Below are 20,411 nucleotides of genomic sequence, written 5' to 3'. Positions count from 1 at the left end.
TCAGTTCGGAAACAGAAACAGGGGGCGTCCCGGGACTTGATGCACGGGATTGGGTGTCAATTGAACGTGGCCTTGCTGCAGTTTTCCGACCGGAAAAATCGACGTCTCCGCATCACCCTCTCGCGAGGCCGCGGCGACGTACAAGGTGCCGTCATACTCTGGAGTGCTACCGCGAAGATGATACTCGATTTGGCCGCCGGACGATTTGGTCAGAAAACCGACCCACTTGAGCCGCTCGGCCGCGACGTTTTCGTAGTCGGACAAGGGATTGGCCAAACGTCGATAGGCGATCGGTAATTCGGTCGCAATCACGCGTTTGACCTCGGCGTTCAACTCGGGGTCGGTCGGTCGCGATTGGTACCACTGTTCGCGAACGGTGCTGCGTCGGACCAGGGTCCGCATCGTCAGCGGAATCATCTCTTTGAGTTGCTGGCTACCGCGGGTCGCGGCGTCGAGCAGGTAATAAATCAGCCATTCCTTGATGACGCCGTCGAGTTCAGGTCGCTTCATCACCTCGCTGACTTGCAGCAGAAAGGTCAATTCCCACTTGGTGTCGAAGCCGATCGCCTGCTTGGACTTTTGGGCGACCACTTGGCTGACCGATTGAGACGGCTCGTCGACGAGCTTCGGCAAGGGCCCCTGAAAAGCCCGGTTGCGGACGCCGCCGAGCGGATCGGAAACGACGTCCACGCCGATGCTACCGGCGCGGGCCATGCGGTCGGCATTTTGTTCGGCAAAGGTCTTGTAGATCAAATGCGAGGTCGTGCCGGTGGGGCTTTCGGAATCGGGAATCCGCAGCGTGCCCAAACGTGACAGCGGATGCTTGGCGATCAACCCGAAGGCGCCGTCCAGGATGACTCTCCGCCCGACGATCTCTTTCATCACCTGGGCGAATCGCGGCATCGCCTGCAGGACCGGATTGGGCGAGGCGATCGATTGGATCCGTTCGGCCGACTCGATCAACGCCGCCGCTTCGGTCGATGTCACCCCGTTTTTCAACTTGGATTCCAGATTGTCCAGCCACGCGTTGGTCCGCTCCACATTCAACCAGTGATCTTCTTCATCGATGACGGTGCGAAATTCGATGAAGTTGGTGCGTGAGACCGACTGGGTGGAATAATCTCGCAACCGGTCGGAGTAGACTTCCAACGAACGGGAATTGAGCAGCGAATCGATGGCCGCATCGCGTTGCTGGGACACCATGCTTTCGTCCTTCATGCGTTTCAGCGTCGAATCGACTTGCGAACGCAGCGTTTCCTGTTTCGCCCGCGCCTGGTCGGAGCCGAGCGGGAATTGATTGGGAAGCCGAACGATGGACGAGAGCAGTTGCCCGATGGCTTGGCGGTTGGCGGTCGAATCGCCGCGTGAGGACAGTTCGGCGAACTGCCGCTGCAACTCGGCGACCTTGCCGATCATTTCGTCGGACTGTCGCATCGCCTCGCCGGCCCGGTAGGCGGCCTTGCGTTTGCGAAGATCATCGACGCGGGCCTGCTCGCCTGGCGTGGCGGCCAATTCGTCGAGTTGCGGCAACAGGATTTCGTCGATCAAGGCCGGGTCGTCGTTGCTGGCCTGGGCGATCAGCTTGTCGAACAATTCCTGCCGCGACGCTTCTTTCTCAATCGCTTTCTTTGCCGTCGCCTGCATCGCGACCATGGTGGGCAACCGCGCCAGGTCCGGGTCGGAGGCAAGCACCGAGTTGTAGAAGTCCATCGCCGCGTCGTACTGTTCCGCTTCGACAAACCGGGTCATCTGATCGACGCTTTCTTGTTGCGCGGTTTTCTTTCCCGAGGACGCGATGAACATGCCGACGCCGACGATCCCCACCAGTACGACCGCGGCGAGACCGGCTCCGATCAGGATCATTTTGCGTTGGGCTTGTTTGGCCGGCTGTTTGGCCAACGCTTCGACGCGCTGGGTCAGATCCTCGGGCAGTGGCTCGCCGAACCGCGATGCCTGGTCGTAGGCCTTTTTGACGTCTTCGATCGGCGACGCGGACGCCAACGTCGACTCCAGGTTCGCCACCGCCATCTGCCGTTCACTTTCCATCACGGCTTGCCGATCCAAGTCTTCAAGCCACTGCATCGCCGCGGCGACGCTGGATTCCAGATGGCCCGGCACACTGACCTTGTACTTGGCGCGGACCGATTGCCATTGCGATCGCAACGTCCTGGCGAGCGACTCGTCGCGATTTTCGAAGGCCGCGTTGATCTGCGGCGCCAAGACAGCGAGTTCGGTTTCTTGAGATTGACGGACGTGGGCTTCGGCGGCGAAGGAACATTGATCGATCAAGCGAGACGAGGGCGCGACCCGCCAGTTGCCGCTGGTCAATTCCTGGTTCAACTGATACAGGTACCGCGAGTCCTCTTGCTCCAAGGCATGCTTGAGCTCATGATCGATCTGGCTGAGCCGCACCTTTTCCCATTCTTCCACGTCGTCCTGCCAGACGCTGTTGGCCGAATCCACGCGGGCGATTTGACGAAGCGTTCGCAGACGGACCGCCAACGGTGCCTTGGCGATCGCCAACCGTCGATGCCGCCGCAACAGTGCGTCCAGCGGCAGACTTTCGATGATCGCTTCGTTGATCTGGGCGACGTAGTCCTGGTTCAGTTTGGGCGGCAGCGGGATCCCCATGAACTGAAGAATCTCGTTCCATTCATCCCATTCGGGAAACTCCAGTTCGGCCGCAGCGTCGAGCGCATTGGGGGTCATCTCGACCCGTTGAATGGCTTCGCTGCGGAGCCCTTTGCGCAGCAACATGACGGCGTCGTCGAGACGCTGATTGACCTCCTGGACTTTCGTCCGGAAGGAATCGGCGAGTACGCGCATCTCGTCTTCGTTAATCCCATCGCGTTTCTCGAGAGCGCGGCGGATCTTGTCAACGGTCGTCGGCATGGCAACACTTACCAGGAAAAATGTAGGCGAAGCGGAACACGTCGCAGCACGACCGTTTCCGATTCCAGGAATTTCAGTTCGGGAACTTCAACCCGATAGCCTTCTGCCAAGACGGCGAAGGCGTCGTGGAGTTCGGCGGCGACTTGGGCGAGCTGTCCACCGTCATCCACGATCTGCACCAACGCGGCCTGTTCGTCTTTCTTCAATGCCTTGTTGGAATCTTCGAGCTTGGACCGCAACGACGCTTTCAGTTTGGTCGACGCCTCGGAAAGGTCCACTCCCCCGGCTCGGCGAATCAGCGATTCGATCCGGGCCTCGGCCTTGCCCGGGAACAGGTGGCGGAAAAACGCTTCGGTGACTTCTTTCAAAGTCGGCGGCAACGACGCGCTCTCGCGCTCGATGGAGTCGGCCAAATCGGCGAATCGGGCAAGCTTGACCGCGGCGGTGTGGTACGCCCGGCCCTGCTCGCTGAACCATTCACTTGCGCTGGAACCGTCCACCTCTGCGATCGCGATCAGATCGCCGGTCTGGCGACTCCAATAGACCTCGGTCGGGCCCAACGGTTCGGGAATCGACGGCAACCGCTGGACGGTCATCGTTTGCGTCCGCTCGGTCAATTGAGTGGTCACGACGACGAGTTCCTCGGCCGCCCCCAACGACTGGGCCGTGCCGCCCCAGGCGACCAGTTTGGTGCGTTTGATGTCGGGAACATTCTCCCCATCGTCTGGGATCGGCTTGATCCGCACGTAGCCCCGCAGCGAAACCGGCCCCGGCAGCGGCGTTTCTTCATCAGGGTGCTGGACCGCGAACGCAAGCAGTTGTTTTTTGTCGTAGTGCAGAACCAGGTCGAGCGTCTCGACGGGCACCGGAGCCGGCGTCGGAGCGATTTTTTCCTCTTCGATCGGCGGTGTGATGTCGATCGGCATTTGAGGTGCTGGTGGCGGTGCGGATCCGGGCAGGAGGGGAAGCCCCGCCATCAGCCGTGCCACGGTCCAGGCCGCCGTCAATCCGATCACCGCGGTCAACACCGCACCGGCCATCACAAGTTTTTTGCGTCGTTCCCTGCCGCGGATCAAATCCATCGGCAACGACGGGGGTTCGATCGGTGGCGGTGGCCCGGCGGGTGCATCGTCGTCGGACGACCACGACGATTCGACCGGGTCGGCGACGTCGACTTCTTGGACCGCATTGAATCCGCCGCTGGAAATCGGCGTCCCGGATTCCCTCCGGACCAGCCCCCGCGCCCGCTCCACCCATTGCGACGCCGTGGTGATGGATGGATGCTTGGTCAGATCGATCGCCTTGCCAGACGAAGCCGCAAACCGTGCCTCTTCGGTACCGACGGGGACGAAACGGATCTTGCATTCGACGTCCGGCGGGATGTTCGCCGCGAAGGTATTGAACGTGGCTCGCCAGCGTTGGGTCGGCGGCAACAGGGCGATCGATTCGTCGATCAGTTCCAACAGTCGTCCCTGCTGGTTCAACGGATAGATCACCCACAACGGCGTCGCATCGGGTTGCGAAATCGCTTCGGCCACCACGCCGCCCCAACCGGCGTCGCCGGCGACCGACTTCCACGACGTGCAGATGCGTGGCGACTGGTCGCCGCGGGGAATCGCCGGGCCGCTGGCCGGTGTCTCGCATTGCCCCAGCCATTCGCTGCGGAGGACCGAACCCTGGCCGATCAACCAAGCCGGTCCCGCCGCCGGCATTTCGCTCGGGTCGATCGTGACATGATGGGCGATCTTGTTGGTCCGGCCCGTGTAGTCGGTCCCGTAGGCGGCGATCCGGGAGAGGACCGAGACGACTTGTCCGCCCAGATTGACACGTTGGTGGGCAAGCGAGACGGGGTTTTCCGAAGCCCGGTTGCTGTCCGGTGGAAACAGATGACGGTAACTGGAGATCGCTTCCAACTTTCCGATCACGTTGATCGGCATCCCGGCCGTCGTCAGGACCGTACAGAAACCTCGACTGCCATGACGCAGCCCTTGCGGTGCGGACGTGTAAAGTAATTCAGTACTCAAGGGTCACTCTAGTTGTTCCGTCATCCAGCGACCGTCGTCCAATGACGAAGCTTCACCGGTCGCTCCGACCAATCCGCCCGCCCAGTTGTGCAACGCCATCAACATCGGGATCTCGACCCAGTACGGCTGCATGTCTCGCGGCCGAATCCCCAGCGCGCCGGTGGCCGGATCGACCGTCGGACTGCTGCCGCTGGCGCTGACGGGGATGAAGGTCAAACTGGTCGAAAACCCTTCGGCCGCGGCAACGATCTCGGGACAAATCTCTGCCATCAACTCGCCGACCCGCTCCGACGTTTCCTTGATTCGACGGCTGTCCAGCGAGCAAAACTTGCTGCCCTTGACCGGCAGATAAGGCTCCTCGGTCGAGACGTCCGGCAACAGATTCTTCCAGGCATCCCACTTCGTCACGATCACGATCAAGGGACGTTGATGCAATTCGTCGTCGCGCAACCCGGCATGGCGTCGCACACGCTGGATCGCTTCCAACAAGATCGTGTCTTGACGCACCGTGGTCTCGCGGGCCAAGCGGGACGTTCGAGAGACCATCTGCGGGTCCTCGGTCTTGCCCTCGCAAGCGCGGCGGAAACGCGTGTCTTGAGTCGGATCGAAACAGAAAAACAAACACTTCGAACAGGCCAAGTGCCGGGTGACCGGATTGACCGTCTTGTCCGCCCCGGGAAAGAAACTCTCCCCCGCATTGTCGTACAAACAAACCAGCTTGGAAATTTCGCGGTTGAGACGGTAACGTGGATGATTGGACAGCGGTTGCAGATTGAACATGAACGGCCGCGGCAACGAGACGCTGTGGTCGCCCATGTCGACCGTGTCGTACATGTCCCCCTGCTCCTCCGTTTTCGCCAGCGCGACCGGTGTGTCCAGATCCGGGTTCATGAACTGTAACTCTTCGTATTCATGAATCCGCGAATTCGTTTCCGCGTCCACATCGCTGAGCGAGACCGCGAAACGTTTCGGCAACGTCTGACGAAGCTTCCAGGACATCGACGTCAGGAAATAGCTTTTGCCACACGCCGGCGCTCCGAAGATGCTGAAGAACAGGCTGGGCACCTGATACATCGAACGCGGGACGTGCAAATGGCATTTCGGACAGGCCATCCGAGTGGCGTATTGCCCCATCTCGTCGATCGCATCCCCCTGGGGACTGAATCGACTGGGCAAAAACCGCTTGGCGTGCTGGAACCCCAACTTGGCATCCCCCAGCAAATCGGGGTGCTCGGCGATCCAAAGCGACTCCTCGGGTGCATAGGCATGCCAGCAATGCGGACACGTCACCTTGTTGAGCAACGTCAGGGCCTGAGTTCTTGCTGCGGTCGGCATGCGGGATGAGTCGCTCATGCGGAGAGAGAAAAGGAGAGTGAATGCATCAGCAGTCTAGTCGACCGAGGGTCTCGATTCCACCAATCCGCGAAGCCGATCGACTGCGACCCAATCGCCCCAACAAGCGTTCTCCAGCCGCCGTGCCGTCGCCGTTTTCCCAGTCCGGATCAAGCGGGGTGGTTTTTGTTAGCGGCAGGGCGCGAGCCCTCCGGTCTTTCGGTCTGCAGAGCTGAAACGATCCAGAATCAGCTCGTACAGCGTCACCAACTCCTCTCCCCGGGCGATCGAATTTTTTTCCAGCAGGACCGATTGTAGGCATTGGTCGGTCATTCCGGCATCGCGAAGGATCTGTCGGGCCTGTTCCCAGGTCGGCAACCAAACCAGTTTGCCCACGAACGCGTCGATCCCGCCGGCCAATTTCACGAAATGCGGCAGGTTCAAGACAAAGTAGACGCCTTCCTGAAAGGGCGAAGCTCGCTAGACCACCCCGTCTCGGTCCAAAACGTAGTGTCCCGCCGAGGGTTGCCAGGGCACACCGGCCGCTTTGATGGCGATCGCCAACTCGATCATACGGTCAGAAAAGGTCATGTTCGATTCCCGGAAACGCTCGGCCGGCGGGGTTTCCAGCCTGTCATCCCGCACGGACCGGGTCAGGCACGTCGACCGGCTCAGGCACTTCGACCGGGTCAGGCACTTCGACCGATATTCTTTGTCGATGGCAAGTAGCGGGCGGCGGCCGGGCTGATGCGAAGCTGGAAGAACGCGGGATGCTGGGCCAGCAACAGCGAGAACATCGTCGCCCCGGATTCGCTCAACGTCCCCAGCATGGCATCGTCCACCTTCGGCAGGGTGCGCAAGTCAAAGATGGCCCGATTGAGTGTCGTCCCGAAGGGTCCGTAGGGATATTCCGCCAAGGTGTCTTCGCGCAAACGAAAATAGTCCTGGGAAGTCGTCGGCGTGATGGCCATCCGCTGTTGCTCGGCCGCCTTTTGAAAATCGCCTTGCTGTTCGTAGATGTCGATCAGCAATCCGACGGCGAGCTTTCGAGAGGGATTGGATTCCGGCGTCGCATCGCGGTAGCGTCGTGCATCGACCACCGCGCGGCGGTCATAGTGGAAGAACCAATCCACGCGGCTTTTGTCGGTTTTGATCAGCATCGACATCGGGTTCAATTTCGTCGCCGTCCGCAAGGCGTCGATCGCTTGCTCGCCCAAACCGAGCGCCGCCAACAGCAAGCCGCGTTGATGTTGGACCTGGAAATTGTATCGATACTTGCGGTGTAATTCGGCGAAGATCTGATAGGCCTCTTCGAAGTGATCCAGCGATTGCCATTCGATCATCGCTTGGGCCAGTCGCGCGTCGACCGAGTGGGGGTCTTTTTCGAGCGCCTTGGTCATGCTGCTGCGCGCCTTTTCCAGGTGGGCCAGCGATTCGGTCGCGTCGGTTCGGGCGGCCAGGTTCAGCGAGGCGAGGGCGATCGCTGCCAGCGGTTCGCTCAACCGTGGGTCTTCTTCATGGGCTTTTTCAAAACAACTGAGCGCCCGTTTGAGCCCCTTGGTGCTGTCGGCATCCGCGTACGCATGCCCTTTCATCATGCAGCCATAGGCCATCGGATCCGGGGCATCGCTTTTTTGACCGCTGGTGACCAAGGCGCGTCCGATTTGCTTGGCGATGTCCGAGGCGACGACGCTTTGGGCCAGGAATTGTCCGCCCGGCATCGCGAGTGACTGTTCGGTCACAAATTGCTTGCCGTCGAGCAGGCTGCCGTCGAGCGCACTGACGAGCTGCCAACTGACGATCCAATAGGTTTGCTGGCCCTCGGTCTGGCTTTCAAAGGCCCCGGTCAAAAACGCATCGACGCCCAGTTCTTCCCCCAACGCGACGAACTGCTCGGGCGTTTGGGCCGTCAGCGGTCGAAAGGGAAGCACCGTCAGACCGTCCACGGCCGACAGTTCATTGACGATCGCCGAGGCCAGGATCTCACCGTCGGCAAGACCGCGCTCGGCCAACGACATCTCCGCCCCCGCCGGCTCGCGGGGCGTCGCATTGATGTCGCGAAGTTCCAACACCGCGATCGATTGAATCGATCCCATTCGCGGCGACGTTTTCCCCAGTGACAATCCGCCCAGCATGCCGCCGAACAGCCCGCCGGCCAACGTCGTCAACACGTGTCGCCGCAAGATTCCCTCGCCGGCAGCATGGCGGTCGACCGGCTCATTGGTCCGCGGCGACGTTGCCGCGATGCTGCTGCTCAAGTCAAAACGACGCAAACGCGCGTAGACATCCGTCGCCGTCGGACGCTTGGCGGGATCCTTGTCCAGACACTGGGCGATCAGTTCGCACAACACCTTCGACTTCTCGCAAGGGCCGTGTTCGTATTCGACTTCTCCCCTCAGCGTGCCGGCCAATCGATCGGCCGGGGTCTCCCCCGGGATCGCCTGCTTTCCATAAAACACTTCGTACAACACGCATCCGAATCCGAACATGTCGGCCGCGCTGGTCGCCGATTCGCCCCGCGCCTGTTCCGGCGCCATGTAGCCGGGTGTCCCCAGGATCGTTCCCGAACGCGTTCGGGTGGTGTCCTGGTCGGCGTCGGCAAACGCCGAATCACTGACCCGCGAGAGTCCGAAGTCGACCAACTTGACTCTCGGCGCCGAATCGCCTCCCGAATCATGATGGTCGACCAACATCACGTTCTGGGGTTTCAAATCGCGATGAATCACCCCGGAAGCGTGCGCCGTGGCCAATGCACCGGCGATCTGCATTCCGATCTGACAAGTCTGCTCGGGCGACATCGGACCGGCGACCAGTTGCTCAGCCAACGTCAGACCGCTCAGAAACTCCATCACCGCATACGGCGCATCGCCGGCCATCCCGACGTCGAACAGTTCCACGATGTTGGGATGCGACAGCGCGGCGACGGCCTTGGCCTCGCGTTCAAATCGCTCCACCAGCTCGATGCGTTTGGGGTCCGATGGGGCCAAATGGGGAAAGCCCAGCATCTTGATCGCGACGGGGCGATCCAACCGCGTGTCGAGCGCGCGATAGACGATCCCCATCCCGCCACGGGCCAGGATTCGACCGATCGCGTAGGGCCCGATCGCGCTGACCGATTCGCCGCGGGCAGATCGATCGCTGGGACGTGCCCCGCCGGTGGTGTCGGAGGATTCGGCCGAGGCAGCAGCGCTCCCGGAGTTCGGCGGTCGCCCGGCATCCGACGACGGAGTCATCCATTGGGTGGCTTGCGGCCTGCCCCCCCCTGGACTGTCACCCCGGTCATCGGAGTGGGCAACGGGGTCATTGGCCTCGGCAACGGGGTCATCGGCGTCGGCAACCGGATCATCCGCCTCGGGCGCCGGTTGCTCACCGACCAGCGGGCCGGTCGGGGCGGCGAATCCCAACACGGGTTCCGGCGACACGGGGACGCCGGTCTTGGACTGGAACGGAGTCGGGACCGATTCGGCGGCCTGACTGGCGCGATGTCGTTTCCATTGCAGTTCGGTTTCGATTGCCAGCAGCTCTTCACGCAACAATTCGATGTGCTCGCGCAGCGGCGTGCTGCGATGTTGCTCGATGAACAACTTGATCGCCTGTTCGACCGACAAGGGGCGATCCGTTTGATAACACTCCTCAAATTCCAGGCAAACCGTGTCGATCGCGGCCAATTCGTCGGCGGTCAGGTCGTCCAAGTTCATCGTGTGTTCACCACCGGGTCACAGGCTTAAACCGACTGGTCCAATTCACCGTCGTTGGAATGAGCGGCTTCGGACCAAGTCCGCCGAATCAATTGCAACCGACGCTCGGTCGCTCGTTTGCTGAGCCCCAGCCGATCGGCAATCTCGTCGACCAAAAACCCGTCCATCCGCATCACCGCGATCTGACGCAACTGGGCGTCTGGTAGTTGATCCAGCAACGCATTGCAGGCCTCTTCCAGCTCGACATTAAGATCCGCTGTCATCGACTCGTCGGAAACCCCACCGATGCCGGGTGACTTCCGGGAATCGTCTTCATGCATGAACACCGATTCCCCCCGAACGGCCCCGCCGCCGCGTTTCTGACGGGTCTGGAACCTCAGGTGGGCGTTCACTTTGCGGCCGGTCAACGTGATCAACAGTCCCCACAAGTTGTCGGGGCCGCTGAGATCGGGGAACTGGTCGCGCCGGATCCCCGCGATGAAGCTGTTGAAGGCCGACAGTGCGATGTCTTCTTCGTCCCCGGCTCGCTTCAGGTTGGACGGCAGACGCTTGGCCGCCAAACGCACCAGCCGTTGGAAGTACCCGTTCCAGAGTTCTCCGATCGCTTCGTCGTCTCCCGCGCGAACACGCTGCAGCGCAGCGGCGAACCGTTCCGCTCCACTGCTGTCGGCTCCGGGAGGATCGTTGGGCTGGTTGTCCATCACACTCAGATTGTTGCGCCATTCCATAACATCGTCCAGACGATCAAAAAGCAGTGGATTGGCTGGATTTGGGATCCGGCAAAGCAAGTGTCGAAGCAAAGCGGGGGCGCAAGGTCGACGTCGTCGCGATAATCCGACCGCACGATTGTACGGATCTTGCGGAAAAACAGTTCAACCGAGGGGGATTCCCTTGCCCGTCTTCCTGGATTCGGTAATCATTCCCATCGTAACAGGATTCATTTCGGAGAATACGACAAGGGTTCACCAACCGGTCTCAACCCGACATTCCGCAATCGCCCCCCCAGACTTGAGGACTCACCTTTCACTCGGTGACACAGCCTTGAGCAGCGGTGGGGCAGCCTAGGGCGCGGGGCGGGGCCGCTGGATGGACCGCGTCGTCCGATCGCCGCGACGCCACGCGATCGGTTTTTTCCGGTGCGATCGCGGCCAGCGGCATATTCTTGACCTAAGTTCCCTCCAGCGGGGAGCACCTTGTGGAGTATTCGCGCTGCATGAACACTGTCACTACACACCATCGCCATCCGGGGGGAATCCAACACATGTTCCGCGCCACCGTCATCGTTTTTGCGACCCTTGCGACTTCGTTTTCGTTCGCTGCATCCGCACTGGCCCAGTCTCAATGGCCCGACAACGCCTTCGCGATCAAGAAGCATGACTTTGGAACCGTGGCCGTTGCGTCCAAGACAGAATTCCGCTTCCCGGTCTACAACCCCTACACACAGCCGCTGCACATCCAAACGGTCCGACGAAGCTGTGGCTGCACGACACCGATCGTCGAAACCGAGTACATCGAACCCGGCCAAACGGGATCGATCCTGGCACGCTTCAACACGGACACCTTTCGCGGCACCAAGGGCGCGACGCTGACCGTCGTGGTCGACAAGCCGTTTTTTAGCGAAGTGCGGCTGCGTGTCGACGGCTACATCCGCAGCGACATGGTGTTCCACCCCGGTGCGATCGAGTTCGGCACGATCAACCAAGGCGATACGGCCAGCAAGACCACACGTGTGCTGTATGCCGGCCGCAGCGATTGGGAAATCGCCGACGTGCGCAGCAATGTGCCGTGGTTGGTCCCCAGCAAGAAACTGCTCACCCGCAGCGCCGGCCGAGCCGACTATGAGCTGACCGTGGCCGTCCGCGAAGACGCCCCCACCGGGCCGTTCCAAAACGAAATCATCGTCATCACCAACGACACCAAACGCCCCGAAGTCCCCTTCCCGGTCAGCGGAACCGTCGAAAGCCCGCTCAGTATCTCCCCCCAGGCGATTGCCTTTGGAAGCCTGAAGCCGGGTCAAAAAATCGAAAAGCGGCTGGTCATCAAAGGCGCCAGCCCGTTCACGATTGAATCGATCACCTGCGAAGGCTGGGACGTGGCCTTCCCCCAAGCAACCGTCGCCAAAACGATCCACATCGTTCCCGCCACCTTCACCCCGACCGACGCCGAAGGCCCACAAAAGGTGACCGTCCTGATCACCACCGCCGGCGATCAATCCGTCACCGCCAAAGCCATCCTGACCGCCGACATCCGCGAAGAGTGATCGACAGGGGCCGCGAGCCTACCGGCCGACGGCATCGCCCACCCCGAACGGGGTGGAAGCCAGAAGCCGGAGGTGAGCACAGCGACACCTCCGGACATCCCCCTCATGTCAGCCACGACCCCGGAGGGCGTCGTAGCCAATCGCGGCGGCGCCTTCGGATCCGACGACAAGCTCGTGATTGTTTCGAGGCGTTTTGCACCCCATCAGCATCGGCACGTGGTCCGCGACACGAACGTAGCCCCGAGTTGCTTCGACCCTGTCCGGGGTCGACCAAACACTCTGGCGGTGGTTCCCCGAGGTGACGCTTCGCTCACCTCCGGCTACGAGCTTTCATCCCTTCGGGATACCGATCGCCTCGCCAGTCAGGCAATCTCTCGATCCAGCGGGGCAATCTCTCGATCGCCCCGCCCAGCCGATCGCCAGACTATCTTGGACACTTCTGTCCGTTCGCCCTGGCCCCCTGATTTGATTCCATGCCACAAAGACTTCCCCTCGTTCGGTTCGTCTGCCTCGCTCTGCTGTTTTCGATCGGCCCACTCCCGTGCCCGAACCTGCCAAGCGCAGACGCCGGGCCACCCAACATCGTGTTCGTCCTTTGCGATGACCATCGCTATGACTGCTTAGGCGCCGCCGGGCATCCGTTCATCGAAACGCCCCACATCGATGCGATCGCCTCGGCCGGTGCGATGTTCACCAACGCCTACGTCACAACGTCGCTCTGCTCGCCCAGCCGCGCGTCGATCTTGACCGGACAATACGCGCATAACCACCGCGTCGTGGACAACTACCATCCCGTCGATTCGAGTCTGGTGTTCTTTCCCCAACAGCTTCAAAAAGCCGGCTACCAAACCGCCTTCATCGGCAAATGGCACATGGGTGGAGACATCGATGACCCGCAGCGTGGCTTTGACCACTGGGTGGCGTTCAAGGGCCAAGGCACCTATTGGCCCGATGGTCACGGCACGACAAGAGAAGTCCCCCAAACCACCTACGACGGTTTCAACGTCAATGGGAAACGCGCAGCACAAAAAGGCTACATCACCGACGAGCTGACCGATTATGCGATCGAGTGGCTGACCAATCGGCAAACCGAAAAGCCGTTCTTCTTGTACGTCAGCCACAAGGGCGTTCACGCGGACTTCGTCCCGGCCGATCGACATCGCGGACGCTACGACGACAAAGCCCTGCCGATTAAGATTCCAACGCCCGAGCAACTGGCGGCAGGCAATCTGCCGATGTGGGTTCGCAATCAACGCAACAGTCGGCACGGCGTCGATTTCGGTTACAACATGGCCGATTTCTCACCGACGGTCTATTACCGCCGCTACTGTGAATCGATCCTCGCGGTGGACGACAGCGTGGGACGATTGGACCAGTACCTGCAACAATCCGGGCTCGGCGACAACACCGTGTTCGTCTACATGGGCGACAACGGATTCCAATTCGGCGACCACGGATTGATCGACAAACGGGTCGCCTATGAAGCGAGTGCCAAAGTCCCGCTGTTGATGAAGGCGCCTGGTAGAATCCCTGCCGGCCAAACCTACACCGATCTGATCGGCAACATCGACATCGCGCCGACGCTGCTGGAAGCCGCCGGTGCGGAATCCCCCACATCGATCGACGGCATCAGTCTGTGGAAATCCATCTGCGGCACGTCGACCGAGGACACGACGCGAGAACATCTGCTGTATGAGTACTACTGGGAACGCAACTATCCCCACACGCCGACCTTGCACGCGGTGATCGGCGGCCGCTGGAAATACATTCGCTGCCATGGGCTGTGGGATCGCGACGAGTTCTACGACTTGGAAAACGATCCAGACGAAATGAATAACCTGATCGATGATCCATCCCATCAAACGCAGATCAAAGCCATGAACCAGACGCTCTGGTCGTTGCTGAAAGAATCCAGTGGCAACGAGATTCCGCTGCTGGAAGACCGCGGTCCAAATTTTCCCTGGCGCCATCCCGATCACGCGTCGCAAGCAGAGTTTCCGGACGAGTATTTTCGCGAGAGCGAGAAGCGCTGAAATCGGTTGGCTCCGCCGCAGGTTGGTGCCTAGCCTTCAGGCGATCCTTCCGGTCGCCGCCCGGGACGTCGCCTCTACTACTGCAGGATTTGGCAGCGAATTAGATTCTCTCCCTGCGGGACGCCGATTCTATTGCTGCAGCTTTTGGCAACCGATTTAGTCTCTCTCCCTCTGGGGATTCTTCCGCGAGTTTAGTGGCTGCTCTCGAATACTCGGGGAAGGTTTTTTGAGGGATGACTGCGATGTCCGATGGTTCTGTTCGGTAGGATGGCGAAGCCAGGTGAAGCGGAGGCAGGCTCTGCGGAGGAGCAACCCGCCAAGGAATCACCTGGTCTGCGATGCGCCGAAGGTGCTTCGTGCCCTCCGCCGGCCCCCGTGTCGGCGGAGCGTCGTTTGAACCGAGCGTTTGTCCTCGCTCTCCCCATTCGGACATCGCAGCAATGCCTCGAAAAACCTGGGGCCTGAGCGATTAGCCACTAAAATCCACGAAGAACCCCCGCTGGGAGAGACGGCGTTTGCGCAGCAAGCAAACGCCAGAGAGGGGCGGCGGCTTGCGAAAGTGTTGACGACTTCCGCTACGGTCAACTCCACCACTTCTACAATCGACGTCCCCAGCTGCGAGACGAAGCGGCTAAAGCCTGGACACCGGCGCAACCGCACCTGGCGGAAAATGAAAGAGGCTGGTGGCAGCATCCATCCTTGATTCGCCGCGTGTTGCTAACCGTCACAGGCCAACGTGATGCGGATTTCGTCGTCGCTGATTTCGCCATTGATTTGATCAAAGATCGGTTTCCGTTGTCCATCGCCGGCACCTGACCAGTCATCTTGCGTTGGCGATTGGCCGGGCGTGTCGATGTTGCGATGATTTTTTTCATCGGGCCACTCGCTTGACACGCCGCCATCACTGCCTTACCATCTACCTAGTACACCAGTTGCCCGTAGATGTGGCGAATCGATGCTCTTCACGATTGATCCTTCAAACGGCGTTGCGATCTATTTGCAAATCGTGCGTCAAATCAAATTTGCGATCGCTGAACGGACGTTGCGGCCCGGGCAGCTTCTTCCCAGCGTTCGCGCGCTCAGTCAACAGATGACGGTCAATCCGAACACCGTCACCCGGGCGCTGCAGGATTTGCAAGCCGAAGGCATCGTCGAGACACTGCGTGGAAAGGGAATGGTCGTCTGTGACGGTGCGACCGCGACCTGCCGTGTTCAACGCAAAGAGATCATTGCTGATCGTATCGCCGGCGTTTTAACCGAAGCCCTGTCCGCTGGACTGTCGGAAAAAGAAGTCCAACAGATCGTTTCACGTAAACTGAAAGCTTTGGAGGGAAAGGTGGATGTGATTAGTTCGCCGGCTCCCGACTGATTTGAATTTCCCATCGATTTTTCTGACTCGCCACCGCTTCCAGCACACGATTCACGCGGCATTTGATTCATGAATCACATCATTCAGACGTCCGATTTGACAATGAGTTTTCGGGGCTGCGATGCGTTACGCGGTGTAACGCTGAACGTCGACGAAGGGACTGTTTTTGCCTTGCTCGGCGAGAACGGGGCCGGCAAAACGACGCTCATACGCATCTTGACCGGGTTTCAGCTGCCGACATCGGGAACCTGCCGGATCATGGATCTGAATCCTGCGAAGGATGCGTTGGAAATCCGACGCCGAACGGGTTATGTCTCCGACGCGCCGGCGCTTTATGACTGGATGGGGGTCGGCGAGATCGGATGGTTCGCAGCCACACTTTACGACAACCAGTTCTTACCCCGCTATAAAGAGTCGATCCGGCGGTATGAGATTCCCGAAGACCGAAAAATCCGTCACTTGAGCAAGGGGCAGCGTGCGAAAGTTGCGCTGTCGCTCGCGCTGGCTCACGACCCCGATCTACTGATTCTGGACGAACCGACCTCGGGGCTCGATCCGATGGTCCGCCGTGATTTCTTGGAAAGCATGATCGATCGCGCGGCCTCCGGACGAACGGTGTTTCTGTCCAGCCATCAGATCTCTGAAGTTGAACGGGTGGCGGACGTCATTGCCATTCTGCATGACGGCAAAGTGCGTGTTTGTGAACCGCTGGATAAGTTGAAGGATTCGGTCACCGAAGTGGCGATCAGTTTGGAAGACCCGCTGGTTGCACTGCCGACACTTCCAAAGCCGGCCGAGGTGCTTGACGAACAGAGCTATGGCCGGCAACGCAGCATGGTGGTTCGTCACTATGACTCCGAGATGCACGACTTGCTGGCGTCACGCGTGGGCGTAACCGGTGTTTCCGAGCGAGCCTTGTCGCTGGAGGAGATCTTCATTGCCTTTACCGGCAGGTCGCAGTCGCCCAAACCAGTCGAGAATGCCGAGATACCGATGGCAATCGAAGGAGGCCTGGCATGACCGAAGGATTCACGAACAACCGGGGCTTGGTTTGGAAAGAGGTGCGTCAGCTTTTTCCACTGGTCGCGGCGCTGTTTGCCGTTGGCCTTGTCTTGATGCTCGTCTGGCAAATGTCACCGGATGGCATCGACGCGATGCGTCGATACGCACACTACATTCCACTGGCGTTGCCGGGATTGTTTGCCGTCGGAGCGGCAGCAATGACAGTCGGCCAAGAACGTGATCAAAAGACGATATTCTGGCTCACATCGATGCCGATCTCACCGGGACGATTGATCCGAATCAAGCTGATCGTCTGCACGGTTGCACTCGGCGTGATGTGGATCGGTTGCTGGGCCCTGATCAAAATCGAATTGATGCTCGGTGCGTTTCCGGGCGGGTTCAGGTTTCCGCTTTTGCCAAACTTGAAACAAGACACGCTGAGCACACAAGTCATCGCGTTCCTCTCCTGGCATTTGCACACCTTTTACATCTTGGTTTGTGGATTCTATACCAGCTGGCGAATTAAGAACTCATTCGCAAGTCTGATCGCCATCATTCCGTTGGCGTTTGCCCCCTTTGCAGTCGTCCACCTTGGTGAATTCATCCGCCGGATGCGTGTCGGAACGGCCTACGTGGACCCGCTGATTTCGGATTCTGCGGCCCTGGCGGTCACGTTGATTGCAACCGTCATTGTCGGTGCACTCGCATGGCGGGCGGCAATCCGCGTGCTGTCGCCCGCGAAGGCGGACAAGGAATCTGGAGACGCACATCGATTTTCCCCCTATGCCGTGTTCGGTCCATCCCCCGAGACACAGCGACGTGTTCCTGACCAACCGTTCCGGTCAACCACGTTGGCGATGTTACGGCAATCGTTCGGCAGCAATCGACTCGCGTTGTGGGGGATTTTATTGATGATTTTGGCGGGCGTGGTTGGTTCAGCCGGCGGTGGCCTGCCGTATGTTGGAAGCTCACGCAGCGGCGGCACGGTGCTCACCTTTATCGGCCTGTTTGGCGTCTGTTGCTTGGGCGTGTTCGCGTTTTCCGGTGACGGCAAAGCGGAGCGTCTACGCTTTTTTTCCGATCGTGGTGCTTCGCCGGCGAAGCTCTGGCTGGGGCGACATCTGTTGGCCGTGGCGGTATTGGGGTTCGCATCATTGCTCTATCTCGTCATTGGTGTGATCGGCCAATCGATTGAAAGCGCAGACAGACGTTACCTTTATGTTCCGCCGCTAATCGTCGTCATTCTTTTGGCGGTGTACTGTTACAGCATTTCACAATGGGTCGGTCAAACGATTCGGGCGTTGTCGATTTCGTTGATGGTGGCCCCCGCGGCCTCGGTCGCTTCTCTGTTCGCGGCCGGCGTGGTGCTTTCCCAAGGCGGCACGATGACGATCGGCACGACGACGATCGGTGTGGCAATCATCATTGCGATGGCTGTGCTTTGGTACTTTTTGCCGCTCGTCGCGACATTGATGTCGATGCGAACGTATGCCGACGGTGTGCAGGGGCGCAAATTATGGGCAAAGTCCGTTCCTGCACTTGTTCTGTTCTTCGCGATTCCATTGATTCCGCTCACGGTGGAGTATTTTAGCTATCCGTCCATCACGAGCGCGCAACGACGTTCGCTGGCGCAACAGGCATCGAAAGCCAACGCGCCCGGAAGAATGCCGAGCAACAAGGTTTCTTTCCAAACCCCGAACGGCAGCTTTCAGCTTCCAGACGTGAATCGGCCGGTCGGCAACACGTCCGCCCTAGGTTACGACGACCGGGATTTCTCCGCCGCACACTTGGCAAATCTCTATGCCGATGACGCTCAAGAGCAAGGCGCCATGTGTGAACCTAATACGTTCAATGGAATTCTATCGCTCGCGTCCTTCGCAAAGGTTCAGTTTGTTCAGTCGCCCGATGACGAGAAAGCTTTGGCTGAGCTGAATGATTGGTTGGATACAATGACGAAACTGGCACAGAGGCTGAGACGAAGCCCGCGGGTGATTGATCAAGATCACGCCGATGCGATCGTCAGCTGGGTCGCAGACGTGCTTGACAACCATCAATACCAAGAACACTTGGACCAGCCCGCTGCGCAGTCAGCACTGGATCTAATCGCCGACACACAAGGATGGTCGGATGCTCGCCGCCGGGCTGTCTTGGTTTCGTGGTACGACTGGAATGAAAATCGTCAAAGCGGAGCACCCGCGGATCAGTTTGGTGGATACCCGATTAACGCGTGGTCGGGTATGCACCGCGGCGGATTGGGGCGGTGGATCTTTCGAAACCACATGATCGACTCGATTGCGTTCCATTTGCTTGAACTGTTGGACGCCGAAGAACAGGGACAGTCGTCGGTACAGCAACGGAAAACGCTGCATGAATTGATCAGCGGAAATTACCAGAAGTTTGAACAAGGTCCGTACAGTGACCGAGCGCGTCGCCAGGGTGCCTCGCAAGCTGCTTTGCTGAATACCGAAATTCGATCCAACTATCCCGGTGCCCAATGGTACGCTGCTTGGGAAAAGGAGTTGACGCAGAATGCAATCACAAATTGAAACCCGATTGCGGAAACGTATGACGCCGCTGGAACGCAGATGGTTGATTGGACTGATTGCGCCCCCGCTCTTGATGGCAGCAGCCGTTGTTTTGGTCGTCGCATTCGTTGTCAAGATGGCGTGGGACGACCAACACGATGCAACCGGACCAGGATTCGGGTCGAAGACAGCTGACCAAGCGACAGTCTACGACGCCAATACATCGACGGACCATTCGGCAAGGTGGGAAACGTTAGCGTTCGCGGTGCAAGGCCTGGAAGTTCGGTTTGACGGGTTGTTGGAAACCACCGACAAAGCCGGCGCATTTCAGATCGCTCCCGATGTATTGCATCAGTTTTCGGATGAAGCACAGCCATTGATCACAGAAATGAAACAGTTGCTTGCCGATGAAACACCGGTTTGGGACCCCAGCGTCGTTGGCTCGATGTGGAGCTACGAAACACATGGATCGCTTCCCTTCATCCATTTGTTTGAAATTGAGTTTCATGCTGCCATCGTCGACAAGGATGCTGATCGCGCGTTGCAAACATTGCAACTGTTGGTCGACATCGCGCCCGCGCTGGACTATTTCGACGCGTTTCATTTCTATGTGTGGCATCGAACCGCAAGTGGCACGCATCAACGATTGATCGCTGAATCACTCCATGCCGGTTTTTGGAACGAGCCCGACCAGCTGGCAAAACTACAGGATCAGGTATCCGCGTTTCAGCGGCTGAGCGCCGACCGGGCGGGATTGTTCGAACCTTGGGACCATCCGTCAACCCTCGATTTGCACAGTGCAAAGTGGGATCACCAATTCGACAACGATTTGAAAAACAGATCGCTGATCGCGAAGCTTGCCGGCGTGCTGATTGATGACGGAACTGCACGGGAATTGAATTCTCATCGAATGTCAACGGAAGAAGCAATCGGTTCAGTGGAAACGGGATTGAGAATGACACGAACGGCGATCGCGATCAAACAATATCGATTGCAGGAGAAACGCTGGCCATCGATGTTGCCGGAACTGGAGAAGATCGGGCTCAGATTGGATGACTACACCATGACCGATCCGAAGTTTGAATTTGGTTACCAAGTCGATAGCGACGGTTGCGCCAAGATTTGGATTCCCAAAGATGCAAACGGCAAACCGCAATCCCAGCCCGACGCGATTCCCACTCGAGTGAAGAATTACGACCATTACAACCGACACATTTATCACTACCGCACGATTGCGGTTTGCGACTCGCCTGCCGCAGCGGCAACGCGGTGACGC

13 protein-coding genes are annotated in these 20,411 nt (G+C 59.3%); 6 read left to right on the top strand and 7 right to left on the bottom strand.

Translation table 11 applies throughout. The annotated features are described in order from the left end of the window. From Enr13x_RS14150 to Enr13x_RS14125, 6 genes are all read right to left on the bottom strand, one after another. The gene (locus Enr13x_RS14150; protein WP_145386993.1) at nucleotides 1–2,892 is read right to left on the bottom strand and encodes a hypothetical protein; all 2,892 of its coding nucleotides are present in this window, start codon (nucleotides 2,890–2,892) and stop codon (nucleotides 1–3) included. Between the two features lie 8 nt (nucleotides 2,893–2,900). Continuing rightward, on the bottom strand, nucleotides 2,901–4,916 hold the full coding sequence (locus Enr13x_RS14145) for a GAP1-N2 domain-containing protein (RefSeq protein WP_145386992.1): 2,016 nt from the start codon (nucleotides 4,914–4,916) through the stop codon (nucleotides 2,901–2,903). Nucleotides 4,917–4,919: 3 nt separating this feature from the next. Further along, nucleotides 4,920–6,269: a hypothetical protein gene (locus Enr13x_RS14140; RefSeq protein WP_145386990.1), complete on the bottom strand. Its 1,350-nt coding sequence runs from the start codon at nucleotides 6,267–6,269 to the stop codon at nucleotides 4,920–4,922. Between the two features lie 168 nt (nucleotides 6,270–6,437). After that, nucleotides 6,438–6,674 (bottom strand): hypothetical protein, encoded by a 237-nt coding sequence (locus Enr13x_RS14135; RefSeq protein ID WP_145386988.1) that lies wholly within the window; start codon nucleotides 6,672–6,674, stop codon nucleotides 6,438–6,440. A 263-nt stretch (nucleotides 6,675–6,937) separates the two neighbouring features. Next, nucleotides 6,938–9,946, bottom strand: a complete 3,009-nt coding sequence (locus tag Enr13x_RS14130) for a serine/threonine-protein kinase (RefSeq protein WP_145386986.1) — start codon at nucleotides 9,944–9,946, stop codon at nucleotides 6,938–6,940. A gap of 26 nt (nucleotides 9,947–9,972) precedes the next feature. Then, on the bottom strand, nucleotides 9,973–10,647 hold the full coding sequence (locus Enr13x_RS14125) for an ECF-type sigma factor (RefSeq protein WP_145392325.1): 675 nt from the start codon (nucleotides 10,645–10,647) through the stop codon (nucleotides 9,973–9,975). 512 nt (nucleotides 10,648–11,159) lie between these two features. On the opposite strand from Enr13x_RS14125, the gene Enr13x_RS14120 reads away from it, so the two are divergent. Both Enr13x_RS14120 and Enr13x_RS14115 read left to right on the top strand, forming a co-directional pair. Then, on the top strand, nucleotides 11,160–12,206 hold the full coding sequence (locus Enr13x_RS14120; RefSeq protein ID WP_231744282.1) for a DUF1573 domain-containing protein: 1,047 nt from the start codon (nucleotides 11,160–11,162) through the stop codon (nucleotides 12,204–12,206). Nucleotides 12,207–12,790: 584 nt separating this feature from the next. Further along, a complete protein-coding gene (locus Enr13x_RS14115) occupies nucleotides 12,791–14,239 on the top strand; it encodes a sulfatase family protein (protein ID WP_231744281.1) in 1,449 nt (482 codons plus the stop codon). Nucleotides 14,240–14,956: 717 nt separating this feature from the next. Here the strand turns inward: Enr13x_RS14115 and Enr13x_RS37950 are convergent. After that, the gene (locus Enr13x_RS37950) at nucleotides 14,957–15,133 is read right to left on the bottom strand and encodes a hypothetical protein (protein WP_197456018.1); all 177 of its coding nucleotides are present in this window, start codon (nucleotides 15,131–15,133) and stop codon (nucleotides 14,957–14,959) included. 61 nt (nucleotides 15,134–15,194) lie between these two features. Here Enr13x_RS37950 and Enr13x_RS14110 point away from each other — a divergent pair, with 61 nt between their 5' ends. The 4 genes from Enr13x_RS14110 to Enr13x_RS14095 all read left to right on the top strand — a co-directional run bounded on the left by Enr13x_RS14110 (nucleotide 15,195) and on the right by Enr13x_RS14095 (nucleotide 20,408). Continuing rightward, nucleotides 15,195–15,608 carry a GntR family transcriptional regulator gene (locus tag Enr13x_RS14110; protein ID WP_145386982.1) on the top strand — a complete coding sequence of 138 codons (414 nt, stop codon included), beginning with the start codon at nucleotides 15,195–15,197 and terminating at the stop codon, nucleotides 15,606–15,608. 69 nt (nucleotides 15,609–15,677) lie between these two features. Continuing rightward, nucleotides 15,678–16,628, top strand: a complete 951-nt coding sequence (locus Enr13x_RS14105) for an ABC transporter ATP-binding protein (RefSeq protein WP_145386980.1) — start codon at nucleotides 15,678–15,680, stop codon at nucleotides 16,626–16,628. Next, nucleotides 16,625–19,156 carry a hypothetical protein gene (locus tag Enr13x_RS14100; RefSeq protein WP_145386978.1) on the top strand — a complete coding sequence of 844 codons (2,532 nt, stop codon included), beginning with the start codon at nucleotides 16,625–16,627 and terminating at the stop codon, nucleotides 19,154–19,156. The genes Enr13x_RS14105 and Enr13x_RS14100 overlap by 4 nt, the downstream gene beginning before the upstream one ends. Then, nucleotides 19,140–20,408, top strand: a complete 1,269-nt coding sequence (locus tag Enr13x_RS14095) for a hypothetical protein (protein WP_145386976.1) — start codon at nucleotides 19,140–19,142, stop codon at nucleotides 20,406–20,408. Before Enr13x_RS14100 ends, Enr13x_RS14095 begins: the two co-directional genes overlap by 17 nt. The last annotated feature ends 3 nt before the right edge of the window (nucleotides 20,409–20,411 follow it).

The organism is Stieleria neptunia (assembly GCF_007754155.1).
Lineage (GTDB): Bacteria > Planctomycetota > Planctomycetia > Pirellulales > Pirellulaceae > Stieleria > Stieleria neptunia.
This window is presented reverse-complemented; position numbering and strand designations above follow the sequence as displayed.